Here is a 24326-nt window from a genome sequence, read left to right as displayed (position 1 = left end):
GATCGAGGTCGGAACAGTCCCTGCAGGACGCCCCACGGTCATCTCCCCGAAGCGATCTCATGGCTCAGGGATGGGGACGGTCTGGGGCGGAGTAACCGGCGGGGATCCCGGTCCGGAGACCTCCCGCGGGCAGCAAGGCGACGGATCCCCGTCCCACCGCGTGGTCCGGTTCCATGTCACCTTCAATGGAACCGCTTGCACCGCCGCCCCGGCGTCCGCCTGGGGGACCGTCCTCAGCTCCTGCGCGGGCGGGTGTGGAGCCCTGCTGCTGCTCGTCTTCGTCGCCGGACGCCGCCGGGGTGCAGGGCATCCCGCCGCTCGACGCGAGGCAGTGGATGTGGCTGGGGGTCGCCGGCGGCACCATGGGTACGGCCACCGCCTGCAGGTACGCGGCGCTGGCCCAGGACGGTGCCAGCAGGATGGCCGCCCCGCCGGCCCTGCAGATGCTCGTCGCACTGGCGCTCGACGCCTGCCTCCTGGACGAGCCGGTGGGGGCGGTCCACCTCGCGGGAATCCTCGGCATCCTCCCGGCGGTCACCCTGGCCGGCCGTGCCCGCGAGCACCCGGACGCGGTGAGACGCCTCGGCCGCGGCAGTGAAGCCCAGCCGCCGCGACCCCACCGGTCCGCGCCGACCGGGTTACCGTGACGACGACGCCCTGCGCACGGAGGGAGCTCCCCATGACCGAGGTCCGGATAGCCGGAGCGGCGATCACCGCCTTCGGCAAGATCCCCGGCCGGACGCTGAGGAGCCTCGCGGAGGAAGCCGTCCGCGACGCGCTGGCCGACGCGGCCCTCAGCCCGCAGGACGTCCAGATGGTGTTCTTCGGCAACGCCGCGGAAGGACTCATCTCGGGACAGGAGATGGTGCGCGGACAGTCCGCCCTCCGCCACACCGGGCTGCTCGGCCGCCCCGTCGTCAACGTCGAGAACGCGTGCGCGTCCGCCACGACCGCCTTCCGGCTGGCCTGCATGGCGGTCGAGTCCGGCGCCGCCGACGTCGCGCTGGCTGTGGGCGCGGAGAAGCTCACGCACGCGGACAAGGCCCGCCCACTGGCCGCGATCGGCACGGCGATCGACCTGTCGGAGCCGCCCACCCTCGGCGGTCGCACTACCGCGGACCAGGTCCCGGCCGGGCCCAAGTCCTACTTCATGGACGTCTATGCGGCCATGGCGATGGAGTACTCCCGGGAGTCCGGGGCGACCGAGGCCGACTTCGCGGACGTCGCGGTGAAGAACGGCCGCCATGGCGCGCTGAACCCGAAGGCGCAGTACCGCAATGGGGTGACCCGCGAGGAGGTCCTGGCCAGTCGGGTCATCTCCGCTCCGCTGCGGTTGCTGATGTGTTCCCCCGTGGGCGACGGCGCCGCGGCGATCGTGGTGTGTTCCGAGGCGTTCACCCGGCGGCACGGCGGCGGCGAGGTCCGGGTGCGCGCCTGCGAGCTGAGGTCCGGCACGGACCGCGTAACCGGCGAATCCCCGGGGGTCACGCTGGCCGCGCAGGCGGCCTACGAGGGCGCCGGGCTCGGCCCGGAGGACGTGCACGTCGCCGAGGTGCACGACGGGGCCGCGCCCGCCGAGCTCATCGTCTACGAGCAGCTGGGGCTGTGCGGCCGCGGGGAGGGGCCGAAGCTCCTCGCCTCGGGCGACACGGCGCTGGGCGGCCGGATCCCCGTCAACACCGGGGGCGGGCTGCTCTCGCGGGGCCACCCCATCGGCGCGACCGGGTGCGCACAGCTCGTGGAGCTGGTGGACCAGTTGCGGGGACGGTCCGGCGACCGGCAGGTCCCGGGGGCCAGGGTCGCCCTGGCCGAGAACGCCGGCGGCTACCTGGACAACGACTCGGCGGCGATCGGGGTCACCCTGCTGTCGGTGTGACCCCGACCGGCCCTGGAGCGGTCAGCTCGGCTTGCAGATCATCCCGCCGTCGATGGTCAGGATGGCGCCGTTGCAGTACCGGGCCTCGTCCGAGGCAAGGTAGAGCAGGCCGTAGGCGATCTCCTCCGAGGTCCCCATCCGGCCCATCGGGTTCCAGTTGAACCGGTTCTCCTCGCTGTTGAGGTAGTCGATGTACTCCTCGACGAGCGGGGTCTCGGTGTAGCCGGGGCACACCACGTTCGTCCGGATCCCGTCCTTGCCGTACGCGACGGCCATCGAGCGGGTCAGGTTGATGATCGCGCCCTTGGCCGCGGTGTAGGCGTGCGCATCGGGGTTGCCGACGAGGCCCAGCACGCTGGCCACGTTGACGACGGCGCCACCACCCCGCTCCTGCAGCTTGGGGATCGCGTGGCGGCTGCAGTTGACCACGGCACCGAGGTTGATCGACATGACGTGGTCCCACTCCTCGGCGGTGGAGTCGCCGATGGCGTTCATCGACCCCGGCCGCACACTGCGGTACGAGTACCCCACACCGGCGTTGTTGACCAGGATGTCGATGCCGCCGAAGTTCGACACCGCGGCGTCGATGACCGTGGCCGCCGCGGCGTCCGACGCGAGATCCGCCGACACCGCCACCGCCTCGCCCCCGAGGCCCTCCACCGCCTTGACGGCCTCGTCGAGGTTGGACTGGGTCCGCGCGGCCCCGACGACCTTGGCCCCGGCGGCGGCGAACATCTCGAACGCCGCGCGGCCGATCCCGGTGCTGGCACCCGTGATGACCGCGACCTTGCCGTCGAGCCTGCCGTTCAACCTGCTGCTGTCCACCGTTCCTCCAGTCGGTCCGCCGACGCTCGTGCGGGCCATGGCCGCACGGCCGTCACGCAAGGGTCGGGTCATTGAGGGGTGCACCGGGCGGGTACCGCTCGGCCCCCGCCCCGGGTAGTGTGGCGCGGGTCACGCTATTTCCCGCATCGCTCCTGCGCAATGGCTTGGTGTGGGTTCGCTGCGACGGCCACGCCGCCGACGCAGACATCGGACGTATAGGAGGAGCGGGTGACCGACCTGCGACTGCTGACGCTGCACGGACTCGCGGTGAAGAGCGCTGCCACTCCGGAGGCCGTCGCCGCTCTGATCGGGCAGTCACCCGAGGACGTGCAGCAGGCCCTGGAGTCCGCCGTCGGCGAGGGGCATGCGATCGGGGCCAAGGGCAGGTTCATGGTGACGCCCGGCGGCCGCGCCTGGCTGGATGAGAACTACCCGCAGGCGTTCGCCCCGCACCGGGACGACTCGGCGTTCACCACCGCGGCGGACAAGTTCGAGCGGATCAACCGGGACCTGCTGGCTCTGCTGACGGACTGGCAGAGCATGCCCGCGGGCGGCGAACGGGTGCCCAACACCCACACCGACCCCGACTACGACCGCGGCATCCTGGACCGGCTGGGCGACCTGCACGACCGCGCGGCCAAGGTCCTCGACCGCCTCACCGCGGCCGAGCCCCGGCTCGAGGCATACGTCCGCCGTCTGGACGACGCCTATGACAAGGCCCTCGCGGGCGAGACCGACTACGTCAGCGGCGTCCGCGTGGACAGCTACCACGTCGTGTGGCACGAACTCCACGAGGATCTGCTCCGCATGCTCGGGCGCACCCGGGAGGAGTGATGGCCACGCTGACGAGCGAGCGCGTCGTCCCTCTCGACGGCTCCGTGTCCCCAGGCAAGGACCGCCTCGGCGGCAAGGCCGACGGCATCGTGCGCATGCGCCGGCTGGGCCTGCGCGTACCCCCCGCGTTCACCATCCCGGTCACCGAGTGCCGCCGGTACCACCAGTCCGGCGGACGGCTGGACGAGGAGACCTGGCAGGCGGTCCTCGACGGCCTGAGATGGCTCGAGCAGGAGACCGGACGGCGACTGGGCGACCCGAGTGCCCCGCTGCTGGTGTCGGTCCGCAGCGGCGCGCCGGTCAGCATGCCGGGCATGATGGACACCGTCCTGAACCTCGGCATGACCGACGAGGTCGAGCGGGCACTCGCCGATCTGGCCGGGGACCCCGGCTTCGCCCGGGACACCCACACCCGCTTCTGCGCGCAGTTCGGCAAGGTCGTGCTCGGCGCCGACGTCGAGGACCCGGAGCCCGGGGCGGACGCCGACAGCGTCCGGGCGGAGGTCGTGGAGGACAGCGGACGGGAGGTTCCGCGCGAGCCGCTGGACCAGCTCCGTGAGGCGATCGACGCGGTCTTCGCGTCCTGGCGGTCCCGCCGGGCCATCGCCTACCGGAAGCACTGGGGCATCAGCGACGAGGGCGGGACCGCGGTCACCGTCCAGGCCATGGTCTTCGGCAACCTCGGCGAGGCATCCGGAACCGGGGTCTTCTTCACCCGCGACCCGCTCACCGGCGCGCCGGAGCCCTATGGCGAGTGGTTGCCCGGCGGCCAGGGCGAGGACGTGGTCAGCGGCACCCACGCGGTGCAGACCCTCGCCGACCTGGCCGCGCAGTTGCCGGACGTGCACGCCGAGCTCCTCGAGGCCGGGCTCGTCCTGGAGCGGGAGAACGGCGACGTGCAGGACATCGAGTTCACCGTCGAGAGGGGACGGCTGTTCCTCCTGCAGACCCGGTCGGCCAAGCGCTCCCCGGCGGCCGCGGTGCGCACCGCGGTCGACTTCGCGGAGGCGGGCCTGGTCGACCGGATGACCGCCCTGCAGCGGGTGACCTCCGAGCAGGTCGCCAGCGTCCTGCAACCCCGGCTGGCCCCGGGGGCCGCCGAGGCCGCCGAGGTCCTCGCGCGCGGTGAGCCGGCCTGCCCCGGCGTGGCGGCCGGCGTCGTCGTCGGGGACAGCGAGGCCGCCGACGCGGCAGCCGCCGAAGGCCGGGCCGTCGTCCTCGTCCGTCCGACGACCAGCCCGGAGGACATCTCGGGCATGATCGCGGCCCGCGCCGTCGTCACCGAGCTCGGCGGCTCGACCTCGCACGCCGCCGTGGTCACCCGCGCACTCGGACGCCCGTGCGTCGTGGGTGTCGGGACCGGCGCCACCGCCGGCTGGTCCGGCCGAGAGGTCACGGTCGACGCCACCGCGGGGGTCGTCTACGCGGGGCGACTGCCGACCGAGGCGGTGCGCGCCGAGGACGACCCCGCCCTGTCGCGGCTGCTGGAGTGGGCACGGGAAGCCAGCCCGGTGCAGGTCGTCGACGAGCCCCCCGAGGGAACGGTCGATCTCGACGCCTCGGGCGTGGGACTGGACCCCTCCACGCCTGCGGATCCCGCGCGCGTGGCCGAGCTGCTGAGGGGCGCGAACTGCGCCCGGGGCACGGTCGTCGCAACGCCGGCGGCGGCGGACGCCGTCCTCGACGCCGGGGTCCCGGCCGTCGCGGCCGCGCCGGGCCAGCACCCGCTGGTGCTGCTCCTCCACCTGCTGCAGGCCGCGTCCCGGCGGCGGGCCACCGCCGCGGGAGACGGCGCGTGAGCCTCACCCCGGCCGACCTCCAGGCCCTGATGGCGGCCTTCGACGCCTCCGAGTGGGATGAGATGACGCTCGTCCTCGACGGCGCCAGCGTCCAACTGAGCAGGACCGGGCAGCCACCGGCGACCGGCGGAGCGGGCGCCCAGCCGCCCACCCCGGGCCCGCGGGCCGCGAGCCTCCGCGCTGGCGCGGGGGCGCGCCTGCCCGCGGCGACCGCGGCCGGCGCCGTCGGCTCCCCCGCCGAGGTCGCGCCGGTGCCCGCGGTGGAGGCCGCGGAGCGGTCCGCCGAGCTGATCCTGGAAGACGCCAGCGGCGTCCACCGCGTCACCTCGCCCAGCGTGGGGGTGTTCTGGCGGGCACCCGATCCCTCCGCACCGCCCTTCGTGGAGGTCGGCCGGCGGGTCGACGCCGAGGACCCCGTCTGCATCGTCGAGGTGATGAAGCTGTTCAACCACGTCCAGGCCGGGGCCGGTGGAGTCGTCCGCTCCGTCGAGGTCGAGAACGGCGCGATGGTGGAGCACGGGCAGACGCTGTTCCTCATCGACCTGGACGGCTGAGTCCGGTGCCGCTGCGTCGCGTCCTGGTCGCCAACCGCGGCGAGATCGCCGTCCGGGTCGTCCGCGCCTGCGCCGACGAGGGCATCGAGAGCGTGGTGGCCGTGTCCGAGGCCGACCGCGACTCTCGCGCCGCGCTCGTGGCCGATCGTGCCGTGTGCATCGGGCCCGCCTCGGCGACGTCGAGCTACCTCGACATCCCCCGTGTGGTGACGGCGGCACTCGGCACGGGCTGCGACGCCGTCCACCCCGGCTACGGCTTCCTGTCCGAACGCCCCGAGCTGCCGGAGGCGTGCGCGGACAACGGGCTGGTGTTCGTCGGTCCGACGGCGGACACCATCCGCCGCGGCGGGGACAAGGCCGCGGCCCGGCAGCTCGCCGCGTCCCTCGGCATCCCGGTCGGCGCCGGGTCGGACACCATCGCCGACGCCGTCACCGCCCGCGACGTGGCCGACCGGGTCGGCTATCCGGTGGTCCTCAAAGCGGCCGCCGGTGGCGGCGGCCGCGGCATGGTCCTGGTCGAGAGCGCCGACGCTGTCGAGTCGGCCTTCGAGGGCGCCAGCCGTGAGGCGCAGGCCGCGTTCGGCGACGGGCGGATGTACCTCGAGCGCTTCATCACCCGGGCCCGGCACGTCGAGGTGCAGGTGCTCGCCGACACCCACGGCACGGTGGTGCACCTGGGCGAGCGCGACTGCTCGGCGCAGCGCCGCTACCAGAAGCTCGTCGAGGAGGCGCCGGCCACGGCCGTTCCCCTCGACGTCCGGCGGGCCCTGCGCGAGGCCGCGGTGGAGCTGGCCCGGGCGCTCGACTACGTCGGTGCCGGCACGGTCGAGTTCGTGGTCGACGCCGAGAGCGGCGACTACGCCTTCCTCGAGGTGAACACCCGCGTCCAGGTCGAGCACCCGGTCACGGAGATGGTCACCGGGATCGACATCGTGCGCGCGCAGCTGCAGATCGCCGGCGGCCTGCCCCTGCCCTTCTCGCAGGACGACGTCCGCCTGGACGGGCACGCCGTGGAGGTGCGGGTCAACGCCGAGGATCCCCACCGCGGTTTCGCCCCGGGCCCCGGCACGGTCAGCCGGTGGGTGGAGCCGGTCGGCGGCGGGCTGCGCATCGACACCCACTGCTTCGGCGGCTACCGCATCCCTCCGCACTACGACTCCCTGCTGGCCAAGGTCATCGCACACGGCCCGGACCGCGAGGAGGCGTTGCGCCGCCTCGACCGGGGCCTGCGCAAACTGGTCGTGGAGGGCGTGCCCACCACCGTCCCCATGCTGCTGGCGGTCATCGAGGCGCCCGAGTTCCGGGCCGGCACCCACCACACCCGATGGGTCGAGCAGGAGCTGATGCCGGCCCTCACTGCGCTGCTGGAGGCCCCCGAACCGGCTGCCGCTCCTGCATGAGCGGCTCGGCCAACCTGGCCCTCCTCCTGGACGCACCGGCGCGCGTGGTGTCCGACGACCCGGCCGTCCTCCTCGGCGACCGGCCGGTCCGCAGCTGGCAGGGTCTCGCGGAGGTGGTCGCCCGGCGCGCCGCGGCGCTGTCGGCGTCCTACGGGATCCGGCCGGGCGACCGGGTCGCCCTGGTGGCGGGCAACTGCCCGGAGTACCTGGAGCTGCTGTTCGCCGTCTGGCACGCCGGGGCCGTCGCCGTTCCGATCAGCAGCCGCCTGCACGTCCGCGAGGCGGCCGTTCTCGTCGACGACTGCGCGGCCGGTCTCTGCGTCACCAGCGAGGACCTGGCCGGGAGCCTGGCACCGCTCCTGCCGCTCGCCACCCGGCTGCTGGTCGTGGGCTCGGCCGACGAGCGGGCCACCACCCTGGCCGCTCCGATGGAGCCGGTCCGCCGCAGCGCGCCGGACGACGCCTGGATCTTCTACACGTCGGGGACGACCGGCCGCGCGAAGGGCGCGCGGCTCAGCCACGGCAACCTGCTGGCCATGAGCGCCGCGTACTACGCCGACGTGGCCGGGGTCGGGCCGCGGGACAGCTTCCTCCACGTCGCCGCCCTCAGCCATGCCTCCGGGCTGTTCGCGCTGCCCTTCCTGGCCCGAGGAGCGGCGCAGGTCCTCCCGCCGTCGGGCGGTTTCGACGCCGCCGAGCTCCTGGACCTGGTGGGCGGGCACCGGCGCTCGACCTTCTTCGTCCCGCCGGTGCTCCTCCGCCGGCTGGTGGCGGCGGTGGAGCAGGCGCCGGCGGCCCCCGTGGACCGCCTGGGCACCGTCCTGGTCGGCGCGGCGCCCGTGCCGGCCGGCGACCTGCGCCGCGGCATCGCCGCACTGGGCCCGCGGGTCTGGAACGGCTACGGCCAGGGCGAGAGCCCCTGCACGATCACGGCCATGTCCGCCTCGGCCACGGCGGCGGCGCTCGACGACCCTCAGCGGCTGGCCTCCGTCGGGACGCCGCGCTGGGCGACCCGGGTCCGCGTGGTCGACCGCGAGGACCGGCCGGTCGGGGTCGGCGAGGTGGGTGAGGTGGTCGTCGACGGTCCCACGGTCATGGCCGGCTACCTCGGCCGCCCGGAGGCGACCGCCGAGGCCCTCCGAGGCGGATGGCTGCACACCGGCGACCTGGGGCGCATGGACGCCGGCGGGTACCTCACGCTGGTCGACCGGGCGAAGGACGTCGTGATCTCCGGTGGCTACAACGTCTATCCGCGCGAGGTCGAGGACGTGCTGCTGACCGATCCCGCCGTGGGCGACGCCGCGGTGGTGGGCGTTCCGGACCCCGTCTGGGGTGAGCGCCTGGTCGCCTTCGTCGTCCCCGGTGGGCGGGGCCGGCCGGACCCGCAGGCGCTCGACGCCCGGTGCCTGGCGGCGATCGCGCGGCACAAGCGGCCGAAGGAGTACGTCATCGTCGACGCCCTCCCCCGCAACCCCACAGGCAAGGTGCTCAAGACGGAGCTGCGCCGACAGGTTCCCGGCGCGGCGGAGACGGGAGCCTGATGACGACGCACGTCGAGATCCTCGACACCACCCTGCGCGACGGGCAGCAGAGCCTCTGGGGCATGCGGATGCAGGCGGGCATGGCGCTGCCGATCGCCCACCTGCTCGACCAGACCGGGTTCCGGGTGATCGACTACGCCGGGAGCTCGATGTTCGAGGTGCTCGTCAAGTACTGCCGGGAGAACCCGTGGGAGGGCCTGGACCTCATCCGCGAGCGGATCCGGCGCACCCCGATGCGCGGTGGGATGCGCGGGAACGCGGCGGTGTCCTTCGGCGTCACCCCGGACGCGCTGATGGACCTGTGGATGCGCCGGCTCAACGAGCACGGCGTCCGCTCCTTCTGGATCTACGACGTCCTCTACGGGGTCCACAACTTCGCCCGCCTGGGCCGGGTGGCGAAGGAATACGGCTCCGAGATCGCCGGGACGGTCTTCTACGCCCTCTCCCCGGTGCACACCGACGAGTACTTCCGGGCCCGGACGGCGGAGATGGCTGCCGTTCCCGAGATCGACACCATCCTCTTCTACGACACCGCGGGCAACCTCGACCCCGACCGGCTGCGCACCCTCGTCCCCGCGATCGTGTCCGCGGCCGACGGCAAGCCCGTGGAGTTCCACTCCAACAACCTGATGGGGCTCTCGGGGCTGGCCTACGTGGAGGCCGTGCGCCACGGCATCACCATCCTGCACACCGCGAGCCGCCCGATGGCCAACGGTCCGTCGGTCCCCTCCACGGAGAGCGTGGTGCGCAACCTGGAGATGATGGGGTGCACCCACTCGGTCGACACCGCCCTGCTCCCGCCGGTGGCCGACCACATGCGCGCCGTCGGCAGGGCGGCCGGCTACCTGGTCGACCAGATCAGCGAGTACGACCTGTTCAACACGACCCACCAGGTGCCCGGTGGCATGGTCGGCACGCTGAAGGCCCAACTGGTGCAGCACGGGATGGACCACCGCCTCGACGAGGTGCTGGAGGAGACGGCCGCGGTGCGCCGCGAGCTGGGGTACCCGGTGATGGCCACGCCGCTGAGCCAGCTGGTCGGCACCCAGGCGGTGCTCAACATCGTCACCGGCGAGCGCTACGGGCACGTACCCGACGAGGTGATCGCCTACGCCGCCGGGCACTACGGCACGCCCCCCGCGCCGATCGACGCCGACGTCCTGGACCGGATCATGGCCGCTCCCCGCGCCGCCCTGGTGACCGACAGCCCTCCCGAGCAGCCGACCCTCGAGGGGCTGCAGGCACGGCACGGGACCACCGACGGGGACGAGCTGGTCCTGCGGGCGCTCCTTCCCGAACCTGCGCTGGCGGCGATGCGCGCCGCTGGTCCCGTGCGGCGGGACTTCCCGCTGGCCTCGCCGGAGGTCGAGGAGGTGCGCGCGCTGCTCCGGGCGACCGCGACCCCCTACGTCCGTGTGGTGACCGAGTCCATGGACCTCGAGCTGCGTCGCTCGTGACGACGGCGGAGGGCCCGCCCTGGGCCGGTGCGGCGCTGTTCGACTGGGACGGCACGCTGGTGGACAGCAGGCAGGCGCTGCTGGCCGCCTGGCACGACGTCACGGCGGAGGTCCTCGGCCGGACCTGGCCGGTCGAGGAGGACGACGTCCGTGTGATTCTCAGCCGCCGGGGCACCGAGGTCTTCCCCTCGCTCAGCGACGACCCCGCGGTCGTCCAGGCGCTCGCCGACGCCTTCACGCCCGCGTACGAGCGGCACGCGGCCGAGGGGGTGCGCCCCTTCCCCGGCGCGGTGGGTCTCCTCGAGGAGCTGCACGGCCGCGGCATCGCCGTGGGGGTGGTCACGAGCAAGGCCCGGGTGCGCTACACGGCCGACGCGGCACGGGGCCGACTGAGCCACCTGATCGCGGCGGCGACCTGCGCGGAGGACGTGGTCCGCGGCAAGCCCGATCCCCAGGCGGCGCTCTCGGTTCTCGATCAGCTCGGCGTTCCCGCGGACCGTGCGGTGATGGTCGGGGACACGGTCGTGGACATCGGGACCGGCCGGGCCGCCGGGCTCCGCTCGATCGGGGTGACCTGGGGATCCACGCCCGCGGGCCCGCTCGTCGAGGCGGGCGCCGACGCCGTCGTCGGGACCTTCGACGAGCTCCGCGCCGCGCTGAGCACCGGTCCGCTCGCCGTCGTCTGACCCGGCCCGGCCGGTCGCCGGCCGGTGGTCCGCGCCGAGCGCGGGACCCGGCCGGAGCCAGGTCCCGCGCCTGGCGTCAGTCGTCCCGGCCGGCCTCCTTGCGCAGGGCCAGGACGTCCTCGCGCAAGAGCCCCGCCCCCTTGTCCTTCAGCACGAGCGAGCGGGCCTGCGTACGCCGGTAGAGCTCGTGCGCCCGCGGATCGTCCGGGTGGTTCTTGACCCAGGCGTCGTCGAGGTGCCGCAGGCCGTCCTCCAGCGTCGGGATCCGCAGGGCCCGTGCCGCCTCGTTGCACTGGTCCTGGGTCAGCTTGCCCCGGGTCGTGGTGTACAGCGCGGTCTTCTGCGGCAGTGAGGTGCTGCCGCCACGGATCGGGCCGACACTGCCGGTCCACTCCTCGTCGCCGAGCACCGAGTACGGGATGGTCGACCACATGTCGCCCCGAGCCCCGGAGAGCTTGGCCATGTGGGACTCGTTGCCCTGCTGCGAGCGCAGGGAGATGTAGCCGACCAGCTCGGCGATCAGGTGGTTGCCGTACTCGTCGTTGAACAGGGGCTTGAAGCGCTGCACCCGGTCCTCGACGGTGTACCAGTCCTCCTGCTCGTAGACGCCGGCGATGTGCGCCAGGTCCTTCGGGACGTTGTAGTAGACGAGCAGGCCGGAGTCGATCATCTGGTCACGGGACCACCCGGCGACCTCCTTCCACAGCCGCTGCGTGGCGTCGTGGATGGTGTCCCGCAGGTGGTCGAGGTAGTCGGCCAGCTCGGCGGCGGAGTCCATGTGGACGGGGATGTAGCCGTCCGAGAGGTAGTCGGAGGTGTAGAGCCCGACCGCGTACATGTTGTCGTGGTTGTAGCTGGGCTGGGCCTCGAAGCTGGCCCAGTCGTCCACGATGTTGAAGTGGGTGTCCTTCATGAACACCGGCATCGTGACGTTGTTCAGCTCGACGTTCTCGGCGACGCCGTCCAACCACGGCAGGTCGCTCTCGGCCAGGTCGACGAACTCGCGGACGAGCATCTCGCCGCCGCCGACCTTGTAGGGGCCCGAGTTGTGGATGCCCAGCCGGCACTCGGAGTTCTTGAGGAACGCGTACTGCGAGACCGCGGCGAGGAAGTGCGCCACGGAGGTGTGCAGCTTGTCTCCCGGCTTGGTCCCCAGCGCATCCGCCTCGAAGACCTGCACCTGCCGCTCCGGCAGCAACTGGGCGGACAGGCCCGCATCCGTGGGCAGGACGTGCGCGTGGTTGCGGTGATAGCTCAGGTTGAGGCGCTGGGTGAAGTCGAGGACGTACATCACGTCGTCCATGGCGTCCGTCGCCTTGAGCATGCCCATGTCCATCAGCATCTGGCGTCCACCGAGGTAGAACTGCTCGATGATGCCATTGGTGATGATGTTGGCCGACGTGGTCCGCTCGCGCGCGTGGTCGCCGAGCTCCTCGGCCGACATGACCGCCTCGATCTTGCGGAACAGCTCGGGGTACCGGTACCAGGCGTTCAGATAGGACAGCGCGATGTAGGGATTGACCGGGAAGAGCTTGGACTCCTGCACCGTGCGGGCCGTGCACTGGAAGTAGAAGGCGTCACTGGCCTTGCGGATCCAGGCGTTCGCCGCGAGCAGGTCGGCGTAGCTGTGCTGAGCGGGCATCGGGGCGGTCCTCTCAGTCGACCTTGATGATGCGGGGCCGCGCCGCGGCGTCCCGCTCTGCGTAGGCATCGGCCGCGGGCTTGGAGTACTCCACGAGCACCGTGTCGCCCTCCTGCAGACCGTCGAGGTCGGCGGCCATGAGGCAGGGGATGTTGTACTCACGGGTGAGGATGCCCAGGTGGGAGCGGATGGTCCCGCCCATGCAGACCACACCGGCGAAGCCCTCGAGGATCGGCGCGGTCAGCGTTCCTCCCGAGTCGTCGATCACGGCGATGGTGTTCTCGGGGACGCCGTTGACGAGCATGTCCATGACGACGTCGACCGTGCTGATGAGCCGGGCCGTGCCCGTGACGTCGCCCTTGGCCTGGAAGACGTTGTCCCCGGTGCCGACGACCAGGCGCCCCTGCTCGTCACGGGGCTGCTGGCCCGTGTTGGCGATGGCCGCTTCCGGCTTGTACTTGTCGGGCTCCTCGACCGCCGAGACCTGCGCGGAGGCCTCGAACCGGTAGCCGGTGGCCAGCATGTCGGCCTCGATGCGGACGAAGTCCTCGCGGGTGAGTTCCAGGGAAGGGTCGCCCACGGCCTCCTCCCAGGTCTTGCCGGAGGCCGCCAGGCGCTCGGCCACCGTCTTGCGTATCGCGGAGTGGAAGAACTCCACCGTCGGGTTCATCGCCTCCCCGCCCCACTTGTCGGGAATGGCACCGGCTTCTGTCATGGCCCCTCCTCGGGTGGGGTCACGGAGACATCGACCCCTAAACATCGGATGGTTCGGTGGCAGCAGGTCAGCGGGTGGTGACTGCGACGAGCCGCCGGAAGGCGCCCGGACCCACCTCACCGAGGCTGTCCGCGCTGGGACAGCCGCCCCTCGTGCCGAGAATGTAGCGTAAGTCTCATTTCTGGCCCAGAGTAGTGGGCGGCGCCCCCGACGTCGGGCTCGCCTTGACGGCCGTTCTCTCCTCGCGGGAGTCTGCAGACCTCGGATGTCCGGGGGCGACGGAGGTCGGGATGGCGGTGGTGGTCACCGGCGGGACGAGGGGCATCGGCCTGGAGATCGCCGCCGCGCTGGCGCGGCCTGGTCTCACCGTTGCCCTCGGCTACCGGCAGGACGCTGCCGTGGCCGAGTCCGCCTGTGCCCGCCTGGCCGCCGCCGGCGCGCTGCCCGTGGCCGTCGCGATGGACGCGGCCACCCCCGGGGGCGCGGAGGAGCTGGTGGCCGCCGTGCCCGCGGGCGAGCCGGTCGACCAGCTGGTGCACTGCGCGGTCGAAGTCGTGCCCGGTTCGGTGCTGGACAGCGACGCGGAGCGCTTTGCGCACGCCGTCGCCGTCAACGGACTCGGCCTGCTGCACCTCGTCCGCGCGGCCCTCCCCCGGATGGCCCGCGGCGGGCTCGTCCTGTACCTGACCAGCCGAGGCGGGCGCGTGGTCATCCCCGGCTACGCGTCGGTGGGGGTCGGCAAGGCCCTGGGCGAGGCACTCGTCCGGTATCTCGCCGTGGACCTGGCGTCGCGCGGCGTCCGGGTCAACGCACTGGCGCTGGGGATGCTCGACACCGCGGCCGTGCGGACGCTCCTCGGGGACCGGGCCGACGCGGCCCTGGAGGAGAGGGCCGCCAGGTCGCCGGCCGGCCGCGGGGTCGCGCACGAGGACTACCTGCCGCTGGTGTCCTTCCTCGCCTCGCCGGCCGCTGCCATGGTCACCGGACAGGTCCTCGGGGTGTACGGCGGAGCGGATCTGCTCGGCTGACGCAGCGGCCACGGTCGGGACGACGTTCGTCGAAGGAGGAGCAGTGCAGGTCGGTTCTCTGATCCGGACAGCCGCGCGTCGGTACGGCGACGCGCCCTGCCTCACGGCGGAGGAGCGCACCGTCTCCTTCGCCGAGTTCGACCAGGCCACCGACCGGGTCGGCAACGCCCTCCTCGCCGGCGGCATGTCCCCCGGGGACCGGGTGGGCGTGCTGCTGCCGAACGGCATCGAGGGCCTGGTCGTCTACTACGCGCTGGCCAAGGCCGGGCTGGTGCGGGTGCCGCTGAACCACCGCGAGACGCCCGCGGAGTGGACGTACAAGCTCCAGGACTCGGGGTCCCGGGGCCTGGTCCACAGCGGCACCGCTATCGACGGCCCGGACCTGGTGCAGTCGTGGGATCCGGACTGGCTGGAGCGGACCGCCTGGTCGGGTCCCGCGGAGCCGTGCGACGTCCACCGGGACGTCGAGGCGCCGTATCGACTCGGTTACACGGGGGGCACCACCGGGAAGCCCAAGGGAGCGGTCCTCACGATGCGCAGCGAGCACGCCGAGCTCGCCCACTTCCTGGTCGACCTGCTGCCCGGCGTCGGACCTGGTGACGTGATGCTGCACGCCGCACCGGTGATCCACGCCAGCGGGGCCTTCTTCCTCCCGCACCTGGTCCGGGGCGCGCACAACGTCGTGATGACCGCCTGGGACCCCTCCGCGTACCTGGAGGAACTGCAGCGGACCGGCGCGACCGCGTCCTTCCTGGTGCCGACGATGATCGCGATGGCGGTCGACGAGCCGGGCGCCGACGCGCTGCAGGTACCGCGGCTGCGCCGGCTCTGCTGGGGAGCCTCACCCATGGCGCCGTCGGTCAGCGAGCGAGCCCAGCAGGTCTTCGGGCAGGTTCTCGCCCAGACCTACGGGCAAGCCGAGGCCCCCATGGCCATCACCGTCCTCCAGCCGGACGAGCACGACCGGATCGGCTCGGCCGGCCGCCCCTACACCCTCGTGGAGGTCAGGGTGGTGGACGAGGACGACCGGGAGGTCCCCGTCGGCGAGTCCGGCGAGGTGGTCACCCGCGGCCAGCACGTGATGAGCGGGTACTGGAACCGTCCGGAGGCGAGCGCGGAGACGCTGCGAGGGGGCTGGCTGCACACGGGCGACATCGGCCGGATGGACGACGAGGGCTTCCTCTACCTGGTCGACCGGCGCAACGACGTCATCATCACCGGAGGGTCCAACGTCTACCCCCGCGAGATCGAGGACGCGCTGACCGGCCATCCGGCCGTCCGTGAGGCAGCGGTCGTCGGGTTGCCCTCGGAACGCTGGGGCGAGGTGGTGCACGCCGTCGTGGCCCTGCGGCCCGGCGAGCAGGCGTCCACGGAGGATCTGCTGGCCTTCGCTGCCGACCGGGTGGCCGGATACAAGCGACCCCGGAGCCTGGCGGTCTGGGACGCCCTGCCGAAGAGCCCCGCCAACAAGATCCTCCGGCGGGAGGTGCGCGACGCCGAGCGCGCGCGGCTGCAGCAGGAGCAGGCATGACCACGGACCCGCCGGACGACGCGGCCAATCGGCGGCTGCACCCGCTCGAGGGCGCCTACAACCTGCGTGATCTCGGCGGCCTCCCGACAGAGGACGGCGGGGAGACCCTGACCGGCCGGGTGTTCCGCAGCGACAGCCTCCAGTCCGTGTCGCTGGGCGACGTCGCCCGGTTGCACGACACGCTGGGTGTGCGGTCGCTGGTCGACCTGCGTGGCGAGGACGAGGTGGTGGCCGAGGGCCGCGGTCCGCTGGCCGACCGGGACGTCCGCTACGTCAACCTCCCGCTGGTCCAGGAGGACGGCTCCCTGGTCAGCTACCTCGAGGACGGCCGCACGGTCGACCTCGTTCCGCGCTACCTCTCCTACCTGGACTCCCCCGGGCGCACGATGCTGCGGGCGATCGAGCTGCTCAGCGAGGCGGAGACCGCGCCCACCGTCTTCTTCTGCGCCGCCGGCAAGGACCGCACCGGCGTCCTCTCGGCCCTGGTCCTGCGCCTGGTGGGCGTGCAGCCCGAGGCCGTGGTGGACGACTACCTGCTCAGCGCGGAGAGCGCCGACATCATCTTGCGCGAGCGGCTGATGCCCTCGCCCACCTACGCCCACCACATCGCGGCCCTGCCACCGGAGGTCTACCGCGCCGAGGCCGCCACGATGCGCCGCTTCCTCGTTGCCCTGGAGGAACGCTTCGGCGGCGCGGAGCAGTGGGCGTTGCAGGCCGGGCTGGAGCCCACGGTCCTGGCCCGCTTGCGGACGGCGTTGCGCGGCTAGCCCGGCCGGATCAGCCGGCCGTCGGTCCGGGCGGGACGACCAGCCGTTCCCGCAGCCGCCGCACGACGTCGTCCTCGAGCCCGGCCTCCCGCAGGAAGCCGGCCACCGACCCGTACTGCTCGTCGACCGCGCGGAGGAAATCCGCCATCGTCTCGGCCCGGCACTCGTGCACCTCGGGCGGCAGCAGGTCGATGCGGTCGGCGTAGGCCGGCAGCCGGCGCAGCCTGGCGATGATCGCCGGAACGGCCTCGGCGCTGCGCGCGTAGTCCTCCGCCACCACGTCGGCGGGCACGCCGACCGCCCGCAGCACCAGACCGGCCATCACCCCGGTCCGGTCCTTCCCCGCCGCACAGTGCACGACCGCCGGGAGCCCTTCGCCGGCCAGGAGCCGGAACGCCTCCGCAGCCGCCGCCGCACTGACCGCCAGGTAGCCCAGGTAGTGCTCGACGAGGGTGTCGGCGGTCAGGTCCGGGATCGGCCGCTGGTCCCGGCTGTGCAGCGCCAGGTTCACGTGGCGGACCGGCTCGGCCTCGAGCAGACCCCGGCCCTCGCCGGCCACCTCGCCGGGCGCCCGCAGGTCCACCACCAGCTGCAGCCCCAGCCGCCGGACGAGCACGTCGACGTCGGCTGCGGTGAGCTCCTGCAGCGTGTCGCTGCGGAATAGCAGGCCGGGACGGATGCGGCCGCCGTCCTCGGTCGGCAGCCCACCCAGGTCACGGAAGTTCGCGGTCCCCGCCGGACGCCAGGGCGCGGTCACGACAGCCGCTCGAGGACCGTGGCGTTGGCCATCCCCCCGCTCTCGCACATCGTCAGCAGTCCGTACCGCCCGTGCCGCCCCTCCAACGCGTCGAGCAGCGTGGCGAGCAGCCGTCCACCCGACGCGCCGACGGGATGGCCGAAGGCGATCGCGCCGCCGTGGACGTTGACCCGTTCGGGATCGGCGCCGGTCTCCTTGAGCCAGGCCAGGACCACCGGCGCGAACGCCTCGTTCACCTCCGCGACGTCGATGTCGTCGATCGCCAGGCCGGTGCGCGTGAGCACGCGTTCGGTGGCCGGGATGACGCCGTGCAACATCAGCACCGGATCCACGCCCACCACGGCACCGCGCACCACCGCGGCGCGGGGCCGCAGCCCCCAGCGCTCCGCGACGTCCTCGGCCACGACCAGCGCGGCCGCGGCGCCGTCGCTGACCTGGGAGGAGGAGCCGGCCGTGACGACCCAGCCGATCTCGGGATACCGCTCCGCCATGGCCTCGTCGCGGAACGCCGGCTTGAGGCGCGCCAGCGTCTCCATCGAGGACTCCGCCCGGATCCCCTCGTCGCGGTCGACGACGGTGCCGTCCGGCCGGATCACCGGCTGGATCTGGGCGGTCAGGTCACCGGCCTCCTCGGCCGCTGCGGCCCGCCGGTGGGAGCGGACCGACCAGGCGTCGCACTCCTCCCGGCCGATGGACCAGCGCGCGGCGATGAGCTCGGCGGAGATGCCCTGGCGCACCATGCCGTCGGCATACCGCCCGCGCAGCCGCGGTCCCAGCTCGTCGCGTCCGAGCCGGTTGGCCTTCATCGGGACGGTGCTCATCATGTCCACGCCGGCGGCGATGACGGCGTCCTGCTCGCCGGCGACGACGGCCTGGGCAGCGAACTGCAGGGCCTGCTGCGCCGAGCCGCACTTGCGGTCGATGGTGGTCGCGGGGACCTCCTCAGGCCATCCGGCGGCGAGCACGGCGTGCCGGGCGACGTTGCCGGACTGCTCGCCGACCGGCAGCACGCAGCCGGCTATCACGTCGTCGATCCGTCCCGGGTCGATCCCGGTGCGCTCCTGGAGGGCGGCGAGCACCCCGGCCAGCAGGTCCACCGGGTGGACCCCGACGAGGGCTCCGGTGTCCTTGCCCTTGGTGAACGGGCTGCGGACCACGTCGACGACGACCGCTCGGCGCGTCATGGCATCTCCACGGGGGTCGGCCTGACCGGTGTCGCGTCAGGGGAGGTCGGGCTCGCGCCGGCCGGTCACGGACAGGGACGAGCAGGCTCAGCGCCGCAGCGTGACCGACACGTCACCGGATCGGGCCTCGAGGGACCGTGCGGTGGTCGAGGCCACCAGGTCACGGACCCAGCGGGTGTGCGGCGAGACGTCCGTGGGGATCCGCTGCGGGATCGGGCCGGCGGCGTACATGGCGTCCACGTCCGGGCCGGGCATCAGGTACCGCAGCAGCAGTTCCTCGTCCGACAGGGTCTCGCCGTACTCGCGCCGGACCTCCGCGAGGCTCGGCTGGGGCGGCGGGTTCTCCTGGATGTGCTTGCCCCGGGGGCTGGAGAAGGCCCGGTCGAGCAGGTTGGGGTCCACCTCGCCCGGGTGCGGGCCCAGGTGCCCGGCCAGGTAGACGAGGTTCTCGTCCGGGATCACGCCGTAGCGCTCCTCGTTGACGACGTTGAGCATCGCCTGGATGCCCACCAGCTGGGAGAAGGGCGTGGCCATGACCGGGTAGCCCATCTCGGCGCGGACGACCTCGACCTCCTCGAGGACCGCGGTGAGGCGGTCCTCCATGCCGTAGGTCCGCAGCTGGTTGAGCAACGTCCCGGTCATGCCGCCGGGCAGCTGCTGGTGGTAGACCGCCAGGCGGAACTCCGCCGGCGTGCCGGTGGCATAGCCCTCCGCGGCAGCCACGGCACGGAAGTGCTCGGCGACCTCGGGCAGTCGCGAGTCGTCGACCGCCACGTCGTGCCCGAGCCGGCGCATGTTGTCGAGGGTGGCCTCGGTGGAGGGCATGGAGGGCCCGTTGGCCAACGTGGACACCGCCGTGTGGACGATGGTCACGCCCTCCTCGGCACCGGTCAGGTAGTTGACCGTGCCCAGCCCGGTGGTGTTGTGGAAGTGCATCTCCAGCGGCACCGTGCCCGCGGCGTCGCGCATCCGCGGGATCCAGGAGCGCGCCCGTTCCGCGGTCAGGACGCCGGGCTCGTCGCCCAGGATGATCGTGTCCAGGCCGTCCCAGCCGGCCATGTCCCGCACGATGCGCTCGAAGTACTCGTCGGTGTGCACGGGCGAGTGGCTGAACATCACCTGCGGTGAGACGCGCATCCCCGCGTCGTTGGCGACGCCGGCGATGTGCCGCATCTGGTCGAGGTTGAACAGGCAGTCGAAGATCCACAGGCTGCCGATCCCGTGCTTGGCCAGCGTCCGCACCCACAGCTCGACGATGGAGTCGGGGGTGCGCCCCATCCCGACGACGCCGTTGCTGCGGGTCCCCGCGCGCAGCGTGCTGTTCGGCATGGCCGCCTTGACGAGGTCGAGGCCCTCCCAGGGGTTGTCCCGGCAGTAGCGGACCTGCACCTCGAACTGCGAGCTGCCGGTGAGGTCGACGATCCGGTAGCCCGCCCGGTCTATCGCCTCGGCCACCGGCAGGATGTGCCCGGCGCGCATGCGCATGCCCCACAGGCTCTGCTGCCCGTCGCGCAGGGACTGGTCGATGAACTCGATCGTGGCCATCGCATGCCACCTCTCGGTCTCGGCTCCCGGTGGCGACGTGGCGCCCCGCCCGGATGTCTGGTCAGGCAGAGGGGTCGATCAGGACGAGCGGCTGACCGTGCTCGACCATCCCGCCGTTCTCGACGAGCACCGCGGTGACCACTCCGGAGATCCCGGCGGGAACCCGGTTCATCAACTTCATGACCTCGACGATCCCGATGACGTCCTCAGGCCCCACCCGGGTGCCGACGTCGACGAACGGGGGCGCCCCGGGACTGGGTGCCCGCCAGAACAGACCCACGGAGGGGGCAGCCACGGGGACCCCCGGTGCCTCCGGCGGCGCGGGCACCGCGCCCGCACCCGGGACGGGGACGGGGTCGGGCTGCGGTGCGCCCGGCGGCGCGGGGGGTGGGTCCAGCGTCGGTGCGGGCGCAGCCGCGGGGACGGGGGCGACGTCCGCCGGCCGCCCGGTGACCGGCGGACCTTCGCGGCGCGAGACGTGGAGAGTGTCACCCGCGACCGAGACCGTCATCTCCTGCCAGCTGCTCTGTTCGAAGGCGGCCAGCAGTTCCTGCAGGTCGTCCGGTGTCAGGCCCATGCACATCCCCACCTGAACTGGCAGCGTCGCCGCAGACATCCCATGTCTGGGGATCCTTTCTAGCGCATGGCGCTAGTCTGCGAAAGCGCAGACGGAGGAGGCCATCGGTCATGGGGGTCATCGACACCGCCATCACACGCATCCGCGACCGCATCGCTGCCGGAGAGCTCGCGCCCGGCGACCGCCTCCCGCCCGAAGCGGAACTCGCCGCACTCCTCGGCGTCTCGAGGAACTCCCTCAGGGAGGCCGTGCGCGCCCTCATCCAGGCCAACGTCCTCGATGTGCGGCGGGGCGACGGGACCTACGTCACCAGCCTCGAGCCGCAGCTCCTGCTGAGCGGTCTGGCGTTCGTCATGGACCTCATCCAGGACCGCACGGTCCTCGAGCTGTTCGAGGTCCGCCGCCTCCTGGAACCGGCCGCCACGGGGATGGCTGCCTGCCGTATCACCGACCACTCGATCGACGAGCTGCGCGGGCTGCTCGAAGCCATGCGACGGACGACCACGGCGGAGGAGCTGATCGCTCTCGACGTGGACTTCCACCGCTCGGTCGTGGAGGCGACGGGCAACCAGACGCTCGTGTCACTGCTGGAAGCACTGTTCAACAGGACCGCCCGTGCACGGATCTGGCGCGGAATCTGGGATCGCGGGGCCCTGGACTGGACCTACGCCCAGCACGACCTCATCGTGGAAGCGCTGGCCCAGCGCGACGCCACACTGGCCACTGCCGCGGCGACCGTCCACGTCGCCGCGTCCGAACAGTGGATCAGGCACCTGCTGGAGGGCGACGACGAGCCGCGCACCCCCTCGCCCCCGGTCCACGACGCCCATGCCGTGGGGCGTCCTGCCGCCCACGGCGCCGCGGCCGGGTCTGCTGCGACACCTGACGCCTGGAACCTCGATTGACGGGACGCCTCACCCCGCTGTCCCCGGTCCGATGCCGATGGCGTCCGGTGGACCGACACCAGCCGCGACCGAGCGGAAGAGCCACCTAGAGCGGTCGTGCCCGCTCCCGAGTGCGCCGTCCCGTCCTCGTGAGCAGCCACGCTGCCCAGGCTGGTCTGCAGCAGCTTCGTCGGAGGGGCAGTCGCGGACATGGCGGCCTGGGCCCGGGGGGTCATGGCCGCACACGGATCCCACGTCGCCGGAGCGGTGCACGAGTTCTGCCGGATCAGGCACCCGACCATCGCCAGGTCGGCGGCCGTCGACCGGTTGGAGGCAGCGGCCCGTGCCGGCCGAGCCGACCTGGTGCGGATCTGGTCCGAGGACCTGGCGGCGGTGGACGCAGACTGGGCCGCGGCGGCGGCCGAGCACGGACGAGCGCTGATCAGCGCCGGCGACGACGCCGGACAGCACTTCGAGCACGCCCTCCGGCTGCACGTCCGGAGCGGACGCCCGGTCTCCCTGGCCCGCACCCAACTCGTCTACGGCGAGTTCCTGCGCCGCAACCGACGCCGCGTCGACGCCCGCGCGCAGCTCACCCCTGCCCTGCAGGTGTTCACCGACCTGCCCGCCGGACCCTGGGCCGAGCGGGCGCGGCGGGAGCTGCGTGCGTCCGGCAGCACCGCCCGGACGCGGGGCGCCGTGGCCGCCGGAGCCCTCACCCCGCGGGAGCGGCAGGCGGCCCTGCTCGTCGGGGAAGGCCTGGCCAACCGGGACATCGCCGCCCGGTTGTTCCTCGGTCCCCGCACGGTCGAGTACCACCTGAGCAACGTGTACGCGAAGCTCGGCGTCCGGTCCCGCGGGGAGCTGGCCAGCTCCAGCTCAGCTGTCGCCGCCACGGGCTGCGAGGAGAGCGGCCGCGGCGCGCGTTCCGACGTCCCGGTCCCCCGTCTCCTGCGCCGACGCGACGATGTCGCGCAGGTCCCCCTCGGCGGCGGGGTCCCCGTCCTCGGCACGCTGCGTGGCTCCATCGGTGGATCGCCCGGGTCCCTGGGGTCCGATCGGGGGTCTCCGGCCCTCCCGCGGCGTGTTACGGCCGGGAGAACACCTGCACGTCGTCCTTCTGGTCCGTGGCGGTCCACGGCCTGGTGCTGCCGCTGCCCGACATCCGGAAGGCGGGGTCGTGCTTGAGGATCTCGCGGCGCGCGATCGTCATCTTGTGCACCTCGTCCGGCCCGTCGGCGATGCGGAGCGTGCGCTGGTGGGCATACATCTCGGCGAGCGGCGTGAACTGCGTGACGCCGGCCGCGCCGTGCACCTGGATCGCGCGGTCGATGACCTTGAGCACGATGTTGGGCACGGCGACCTTGATGCCGGAGATCTCGGTCGCTGCGGCCTTGTTGCCGACGGTGTCCATGAGGTGCGCGGTGTGCAGGACGTACCGGCGCGCCATGTCGATCTCGATGCGGGACTCGGCGATCCAGTCCTGCACGACGCCCTTCTGCGCGACGAGCGTCCCGAACGTCTCGCGCTGCAGCGCCCGCTCGACCATCAGGTCGAGGGCTCGCTCCGCGGCGCCGAGCGAGCGCATGCAGTGGTGGATGCGGCCGGGCCCGAGCCGTGCCTGCGAGATGGCGAAGCCGCTGCCCTCCTGGCCGAGCAGGTTGCCCGCCGGGACGCGCACGTCCTCGAAGACGACCTCGGGGTGCCCACCCCGGTCGACGTAGCCGAACACGCTCGGGATGCGGCCGAAGGAGATGCCGGGCGCGTCCTTGGGGACGACGATCATCGACTGCTGGGTGTGCCGGGAGGCCTGCGGATCCGTCTTGCCCATGACGACGAGGACCTGGCACCGCTCGCCCAGCGCGCCCGAGCTGAACCACTTGCGGCCGTTGAGGACGTACTCGTCGCCGTCCCGCTCGATGCGCAGGCTGATGTTCGTCGCATCCGAGGACGCCGAGTCGGGCTCGGTCATGCAGAACGCGGAGCGGATCTCGCCCTCCAGCAGCGGGAGCAGCCACCGCTGTTTGACCTCCGCCGATCCGTAGAGGTTCAAGACCTCCATGTTGCCGGTGTCCGGCGCGTTGCAGTTGAGCGCCTCGGACGCGAACCCGACCTTGCCGAGCTCCTCGGAGATCGGCGCGTAGTCCAGGTTCGACAGCTTCGTGCCGGGGTGGTCCGGCTCGAGGTGCGGCAGGAACAGGTTCCACAGCCCACGCTCACGTGCGGCCGCCTTCAGCTTGTCCATGATCGGCGGATAGCCGGCCGGCCCCACCCGCTCGAGCTGCTCGTGGTATTCGCGCTCGTTCGGGTAGACGTGGTCCACCATGAACCGCTGGACCTCGGCCAGGGCCGTCCTGCCCTGCTCGCTGAACTGCATGATCTCCCTCTCCCTGGCTGGTCACGTCCGCTGCGCCCTGCCCGGCGCAGGAGTCTCCGGTCCTCCGCACGGGCAGGACCGGATCACGGACCTCACCGCGCAGGTGGCGGCTGCGCGCCCGCCCTCACGCGGGGAGACCATAGTGATACTCGCCACTGCCGGACATCGACAGGCGGCTCCACGTCACGGCGGCCGGTGTCTGCCATCGGCCGGCTGGTGTGGCCCTGCAGACGTTCGACCTGCGTCTCGACAGCCTGCCTCCAGGTCGCCCGCGAGCCGTCGAGTCCGCCCTCGATGTCAGCCACGGCGGACTCCGACCCGTGTGCGTATGGACCGTGTCGCCCCTC

General features: G+C 72.7%; 22 protein-coding genes. 14 read left to right on the top strand and 8 right to left on the bottom strand.

Annotated features, from left to right (window positions below):
• Window positions 1–299 precede the first annotated feature (299 nt).
• Entirely contained in the window at window positions 300–647 is a 348-nt protein-coding gene (locus BM414_RS17905) for a glycosyl hydrolase family 2 protein (RefSeq protein WP_093581484.1), read from the top strand.
• A 32-nt stretch (window positions 648–679) separates the two neighbouring features.
• Window positions 680–1876, top strand: coding sequence for a thiolase family protein (locus tag BM414_RS17900; protein ID WP_093581482.1), 1197 nt, complete (start codon window positions 680–682; stop codon window positions 1874–1876).
• Window positions 1877–1897: 21 nt separating this feature from the next.
• On the opposite strand, the gene BM414_RS17895 is transcribed toward BM414_RS17900, so the two are convergent.
• Window positions 1898–2701, bottom strand: coding sequence for an SDR family NAD(P)-dependent oxidoreductase (locus BM414_RS17895; protein ID WP_175551663.1), 804 nt, complete (start codon window positions 2699–2701; stop codon window positions 1898–1900).
• 228 nt (window positions 2702–2929) lie between these two features.
• Between BM414_RS17895 and BM414_RS17890 the strand changes: the two genes are divergently transcribed.
• From BM414_RS17890 to BM414_RS17860, 7 genes are read left to right on the top strand one after another with little or no spacing between them, the layout of a single operon-like run.
• Entirely contained in the window at window positions 2930–3535 is a 606-nt protein-coding gene (locus tag BM414_RS17890; protein WP_093581478.1) for a hypothetical protein, read from the top strand.
• Window positions 3535–5334, top strand: a complete 1800-nt coding sequence (locus BM414_RS17885; RefSeq protein ID WP_093581476.1) for a pyruvate, phosphate dikinase — start codon at window positions 3535–3537, stop codon at window positions 5332–5334. The genes BM414_RS17890 and BM414_RS17885 overlap by 1 nt, the downstream gene beginning before the upstream one ends.
• Window positions 5331–5888: an acetyl-CoA carboxylase biotin carboxyl carrier protein gene (locus tag BM414_RS17880; RefSeq protein ID WP_093581474.1), complete on the top strand. Its 558-nt coding sequence runs from the start codon at window positions 5331–5333 to the stop codon at window positions 5886–5888. Before BM414_RS17885 ends, BM414_RS17880 begins: the two co-directional genes overlap by 4 nt.
• Window positions 5889–5893: 5 nt before the next feature.
• The gene (locus BM414_RS17875) at window positions 5894–7288 is read left to right on the top strand and encodes an acetyl-CoA carboxylase biotin carboxylase subunit (protein WP_093581472.1); all 1395 of its coding nucleotides are present in this window, start codon (window positions 5894–5896) and stop codon (window positions 7286–7288) included.
• Window positions 7285–8829: a class I adenylate-forming enzyme family protein gene (locus BM414_RS17870; protein WP_093581471.1), complete on the top strand. Its 1545-nt coding sequence runs from the start codon at window positions 7285–7287 to the stop codon at window positions 8827–8829. The genes BM414_RS17875 and BM414_RS17870 overlap by 4 nt, the downstream gene beginning before the upstream one ends.
• Entirely contained in the window at window positions 8829–10286 is a 1458-nt protein-coding gene (locus BM414_RS17865; protein ID WP_093581469.1) for a pyruvate carboxylase, read from the top strand. The genes BM414_RS17870 and BM414_RS17865 overlap by 1 nt, the downstream gene beginning before the upstream one ends.
• Complete coding sequence (locus tag BM414_RS17860) at window positions 10283–10972, top strand: HAD family hydrolase (RefSeq protein ID WP_093581468.1); 690 nt, start codon at window positions 10283–10285, stop codon at window positions 10970–10972. Before BM414_RS17865 ends, BM414_RS17860 begins: the two co-directional genes overlap by 4 nt.
• 76 nt (window positions 10973–11048) lie before the next feature.
• On the opposite strand, the gene BM414_RS17855 is transcribed toward BM414_RS17860, so the two are convergent.
• A complete protein-coding gene (locus tag BM414_RS17855) occupies window positions 11049–12614 on the bottom strand; it encodes a hypothetical protein (RefSeq protein ID WP_093581466.1) in 1566 nt (521 codons plus the stop codon).
• A 13-nt stretch (window positions 12615–12627) separates the two neighbouring features.
• Window positions 12628–13329 carry a PEP-utilizing enzyme gene (locus tag BM414_RS17850; protein ID WP_217644792.1) on the bottom strand — a complete coding sequence of 234 codons (702 nt, stop codon included), beginning with the start codon at window positions 13327–13329 and terminating at the stop codon, window positions 12628–12630.
• Window positions 13330–13619: 290 nt separating this feature from the next.
• On the opposite strand from BM414_RS17850, the gene BM414_RS17845 reads away from it, so the two are divergent.
• Genes BM414_RS17845 through BM414_RS17835 form a run of 3 tightly spaced genes read left to right on the top strand, consistent with a single transcriptional unit; the run spans window position 13620 to window position 16655 of the window.
• Complete coding sequence (locus BM414_RS17845; protein ID WP_093581462.1) at window positions 13620–14357, top strand: SDR family NAD(P)-dependent oxidoreductase; 738 nt, start codon at window positions 13620–13622, stop codon at window positions 14355–14357.
• 43 nt (window positions 14358–14400) lie between these two features.
• Complete coding sequence (locus BM414_RS17840) at window positions 14401–15888, top strand: AMP-binding protein (RefSeq protein WP_093581460.1); 1488 nt, start codon at window positions 14401–14403, stop codon at window positions 15886–15888.
• Window positions 15885–16655: a tyrosine-protein phosphatase gene (locus BM414_RS17835; protein WP_093581458.1), complete on the top strand. Its 771-nt coding sequence runs from the start codon at window positions 15885–15887 to the stop codon at window positions 16653–16655. Before BM414_RS17840 ends, BM414_RS17835 begins: the two co-directional genes overlap by 4 nt.
• Before the next feature lie 10 nt (window positions 16656–16665).
• Here the strand turns inward: BM414_RS17835 and BM414_RS17830 are convergent, their stop codons facing one another.
• From BM414_RS17830 to BM414_RS17815, 4 genes are all read right to left on the bottom strand, one after another.
• Entirely contained in the window at window positions 16666–17412 is a 747-nt protein-coding gene (locus BM414_RS17830; protein ID WP_175551662.1) for a tyrosine-protein phosphatase, read from the bottom strand.
• Window positions 17409–18596 (bottom strand): thiolase family protein, encoded by a 1188-nt coding sequence (locus BM414_RS17825; RefSeq protein ID WP_093581454.1) that lies wholly within the window; start codon window positions 18594–18596, stop codon window positions 17409–17411. The genes BM414_RS17830 and BM414_RS17825 overlap by 4 nt, the downstream gene beginning before the upstream one ends.
• 87 nt (window positions 18597–18683) lie before the next feature.
• Complete coding sequence (locus tag BM414_RS17820) at window positions 18684–20141, bottom strand: carboxyltransferase (protein WP_093581452.1); 1458 nt, start codon at window positions 20139–20141, stop codon at window positions 18684–18686.
• A gap of 61 nt (window positions 20142–20202) precedes the next feature.
• Complete coding sequence (locus BM414_RS17815) at window positions 20203–20718, bottom strand: acetyl-CoA carboxylase biotin carboxyl carrier protein (protein ID WP_175551661.1); 516 nt, start codon at window positions 20716–20718, stop codon at window positions 20203–20205.
• 110 nt (window positions 20719–20828) lie between these two features.
• On the opposite strand from BM414_RS17815, the gene BM414_RS17810 reads away from it, so the two are divergent.
• Both BM414_RS17810 and BM414_RS17805 read left to right on the top strand, forming a co-directional pair.
• Window positions 20829–21623 carry a FadR/GntR family transcriptional regulator gene (locus BM414_RS17810; RefSeq protein ID WP_093581448.1) on the top strand — a complete coding sequence of 265 codons (795 nt, stop codon included), beginning with the start codon at window positions 20829–20831 and terminating at the stop codon, window positions 21621–21623.
• 189 nt (window positions 21624–21812) lie between these two features.
• Window positions 21813–22790 (top strand): helix-turn-helix transcriptional regulator, encoded by a 978-nt coding sequence (locus BM414_RS17805; protein WP_139245939.1) that lies wholly within the window; start codon window positions 21813–21815, stop codon window positions 22788–22790.
• Here BM414_RS17805 and BM414_RS17800 read toward each other — a convergent pair.
• Entirely contained in the window at window positions 22690–23979 is a 1290-nt protein-coding gene (locus tag BM414_RS17800) for an acyl-CoA dehydrogenase family protein (RefSeq protein ID WP_093581446.1), read from the bottom strand. The two genes, BM414_RS17805 and BM414_RS17800, sit on opposite strands and share 101 nt — an antisense overlap.
• Window positions 23980–24326: the final 347 nt, after the last annotated feature.

The organism is Geodermatophilus amargosae (assembly GCF_900116515.1).
Classification (GTDB): domain Bacteria; phylum Actinomycetota; class Actinomycetes; order Mycobacteriales; family Geodermatophilaceae; genus Geodermatophilus; species Geodermatophilus amargosae.
The sequence above is the reverse complement of the archived record's forward strand: the minus strand, read 5'-3'. Positions and strand labels throughout refer to the sequence as shown.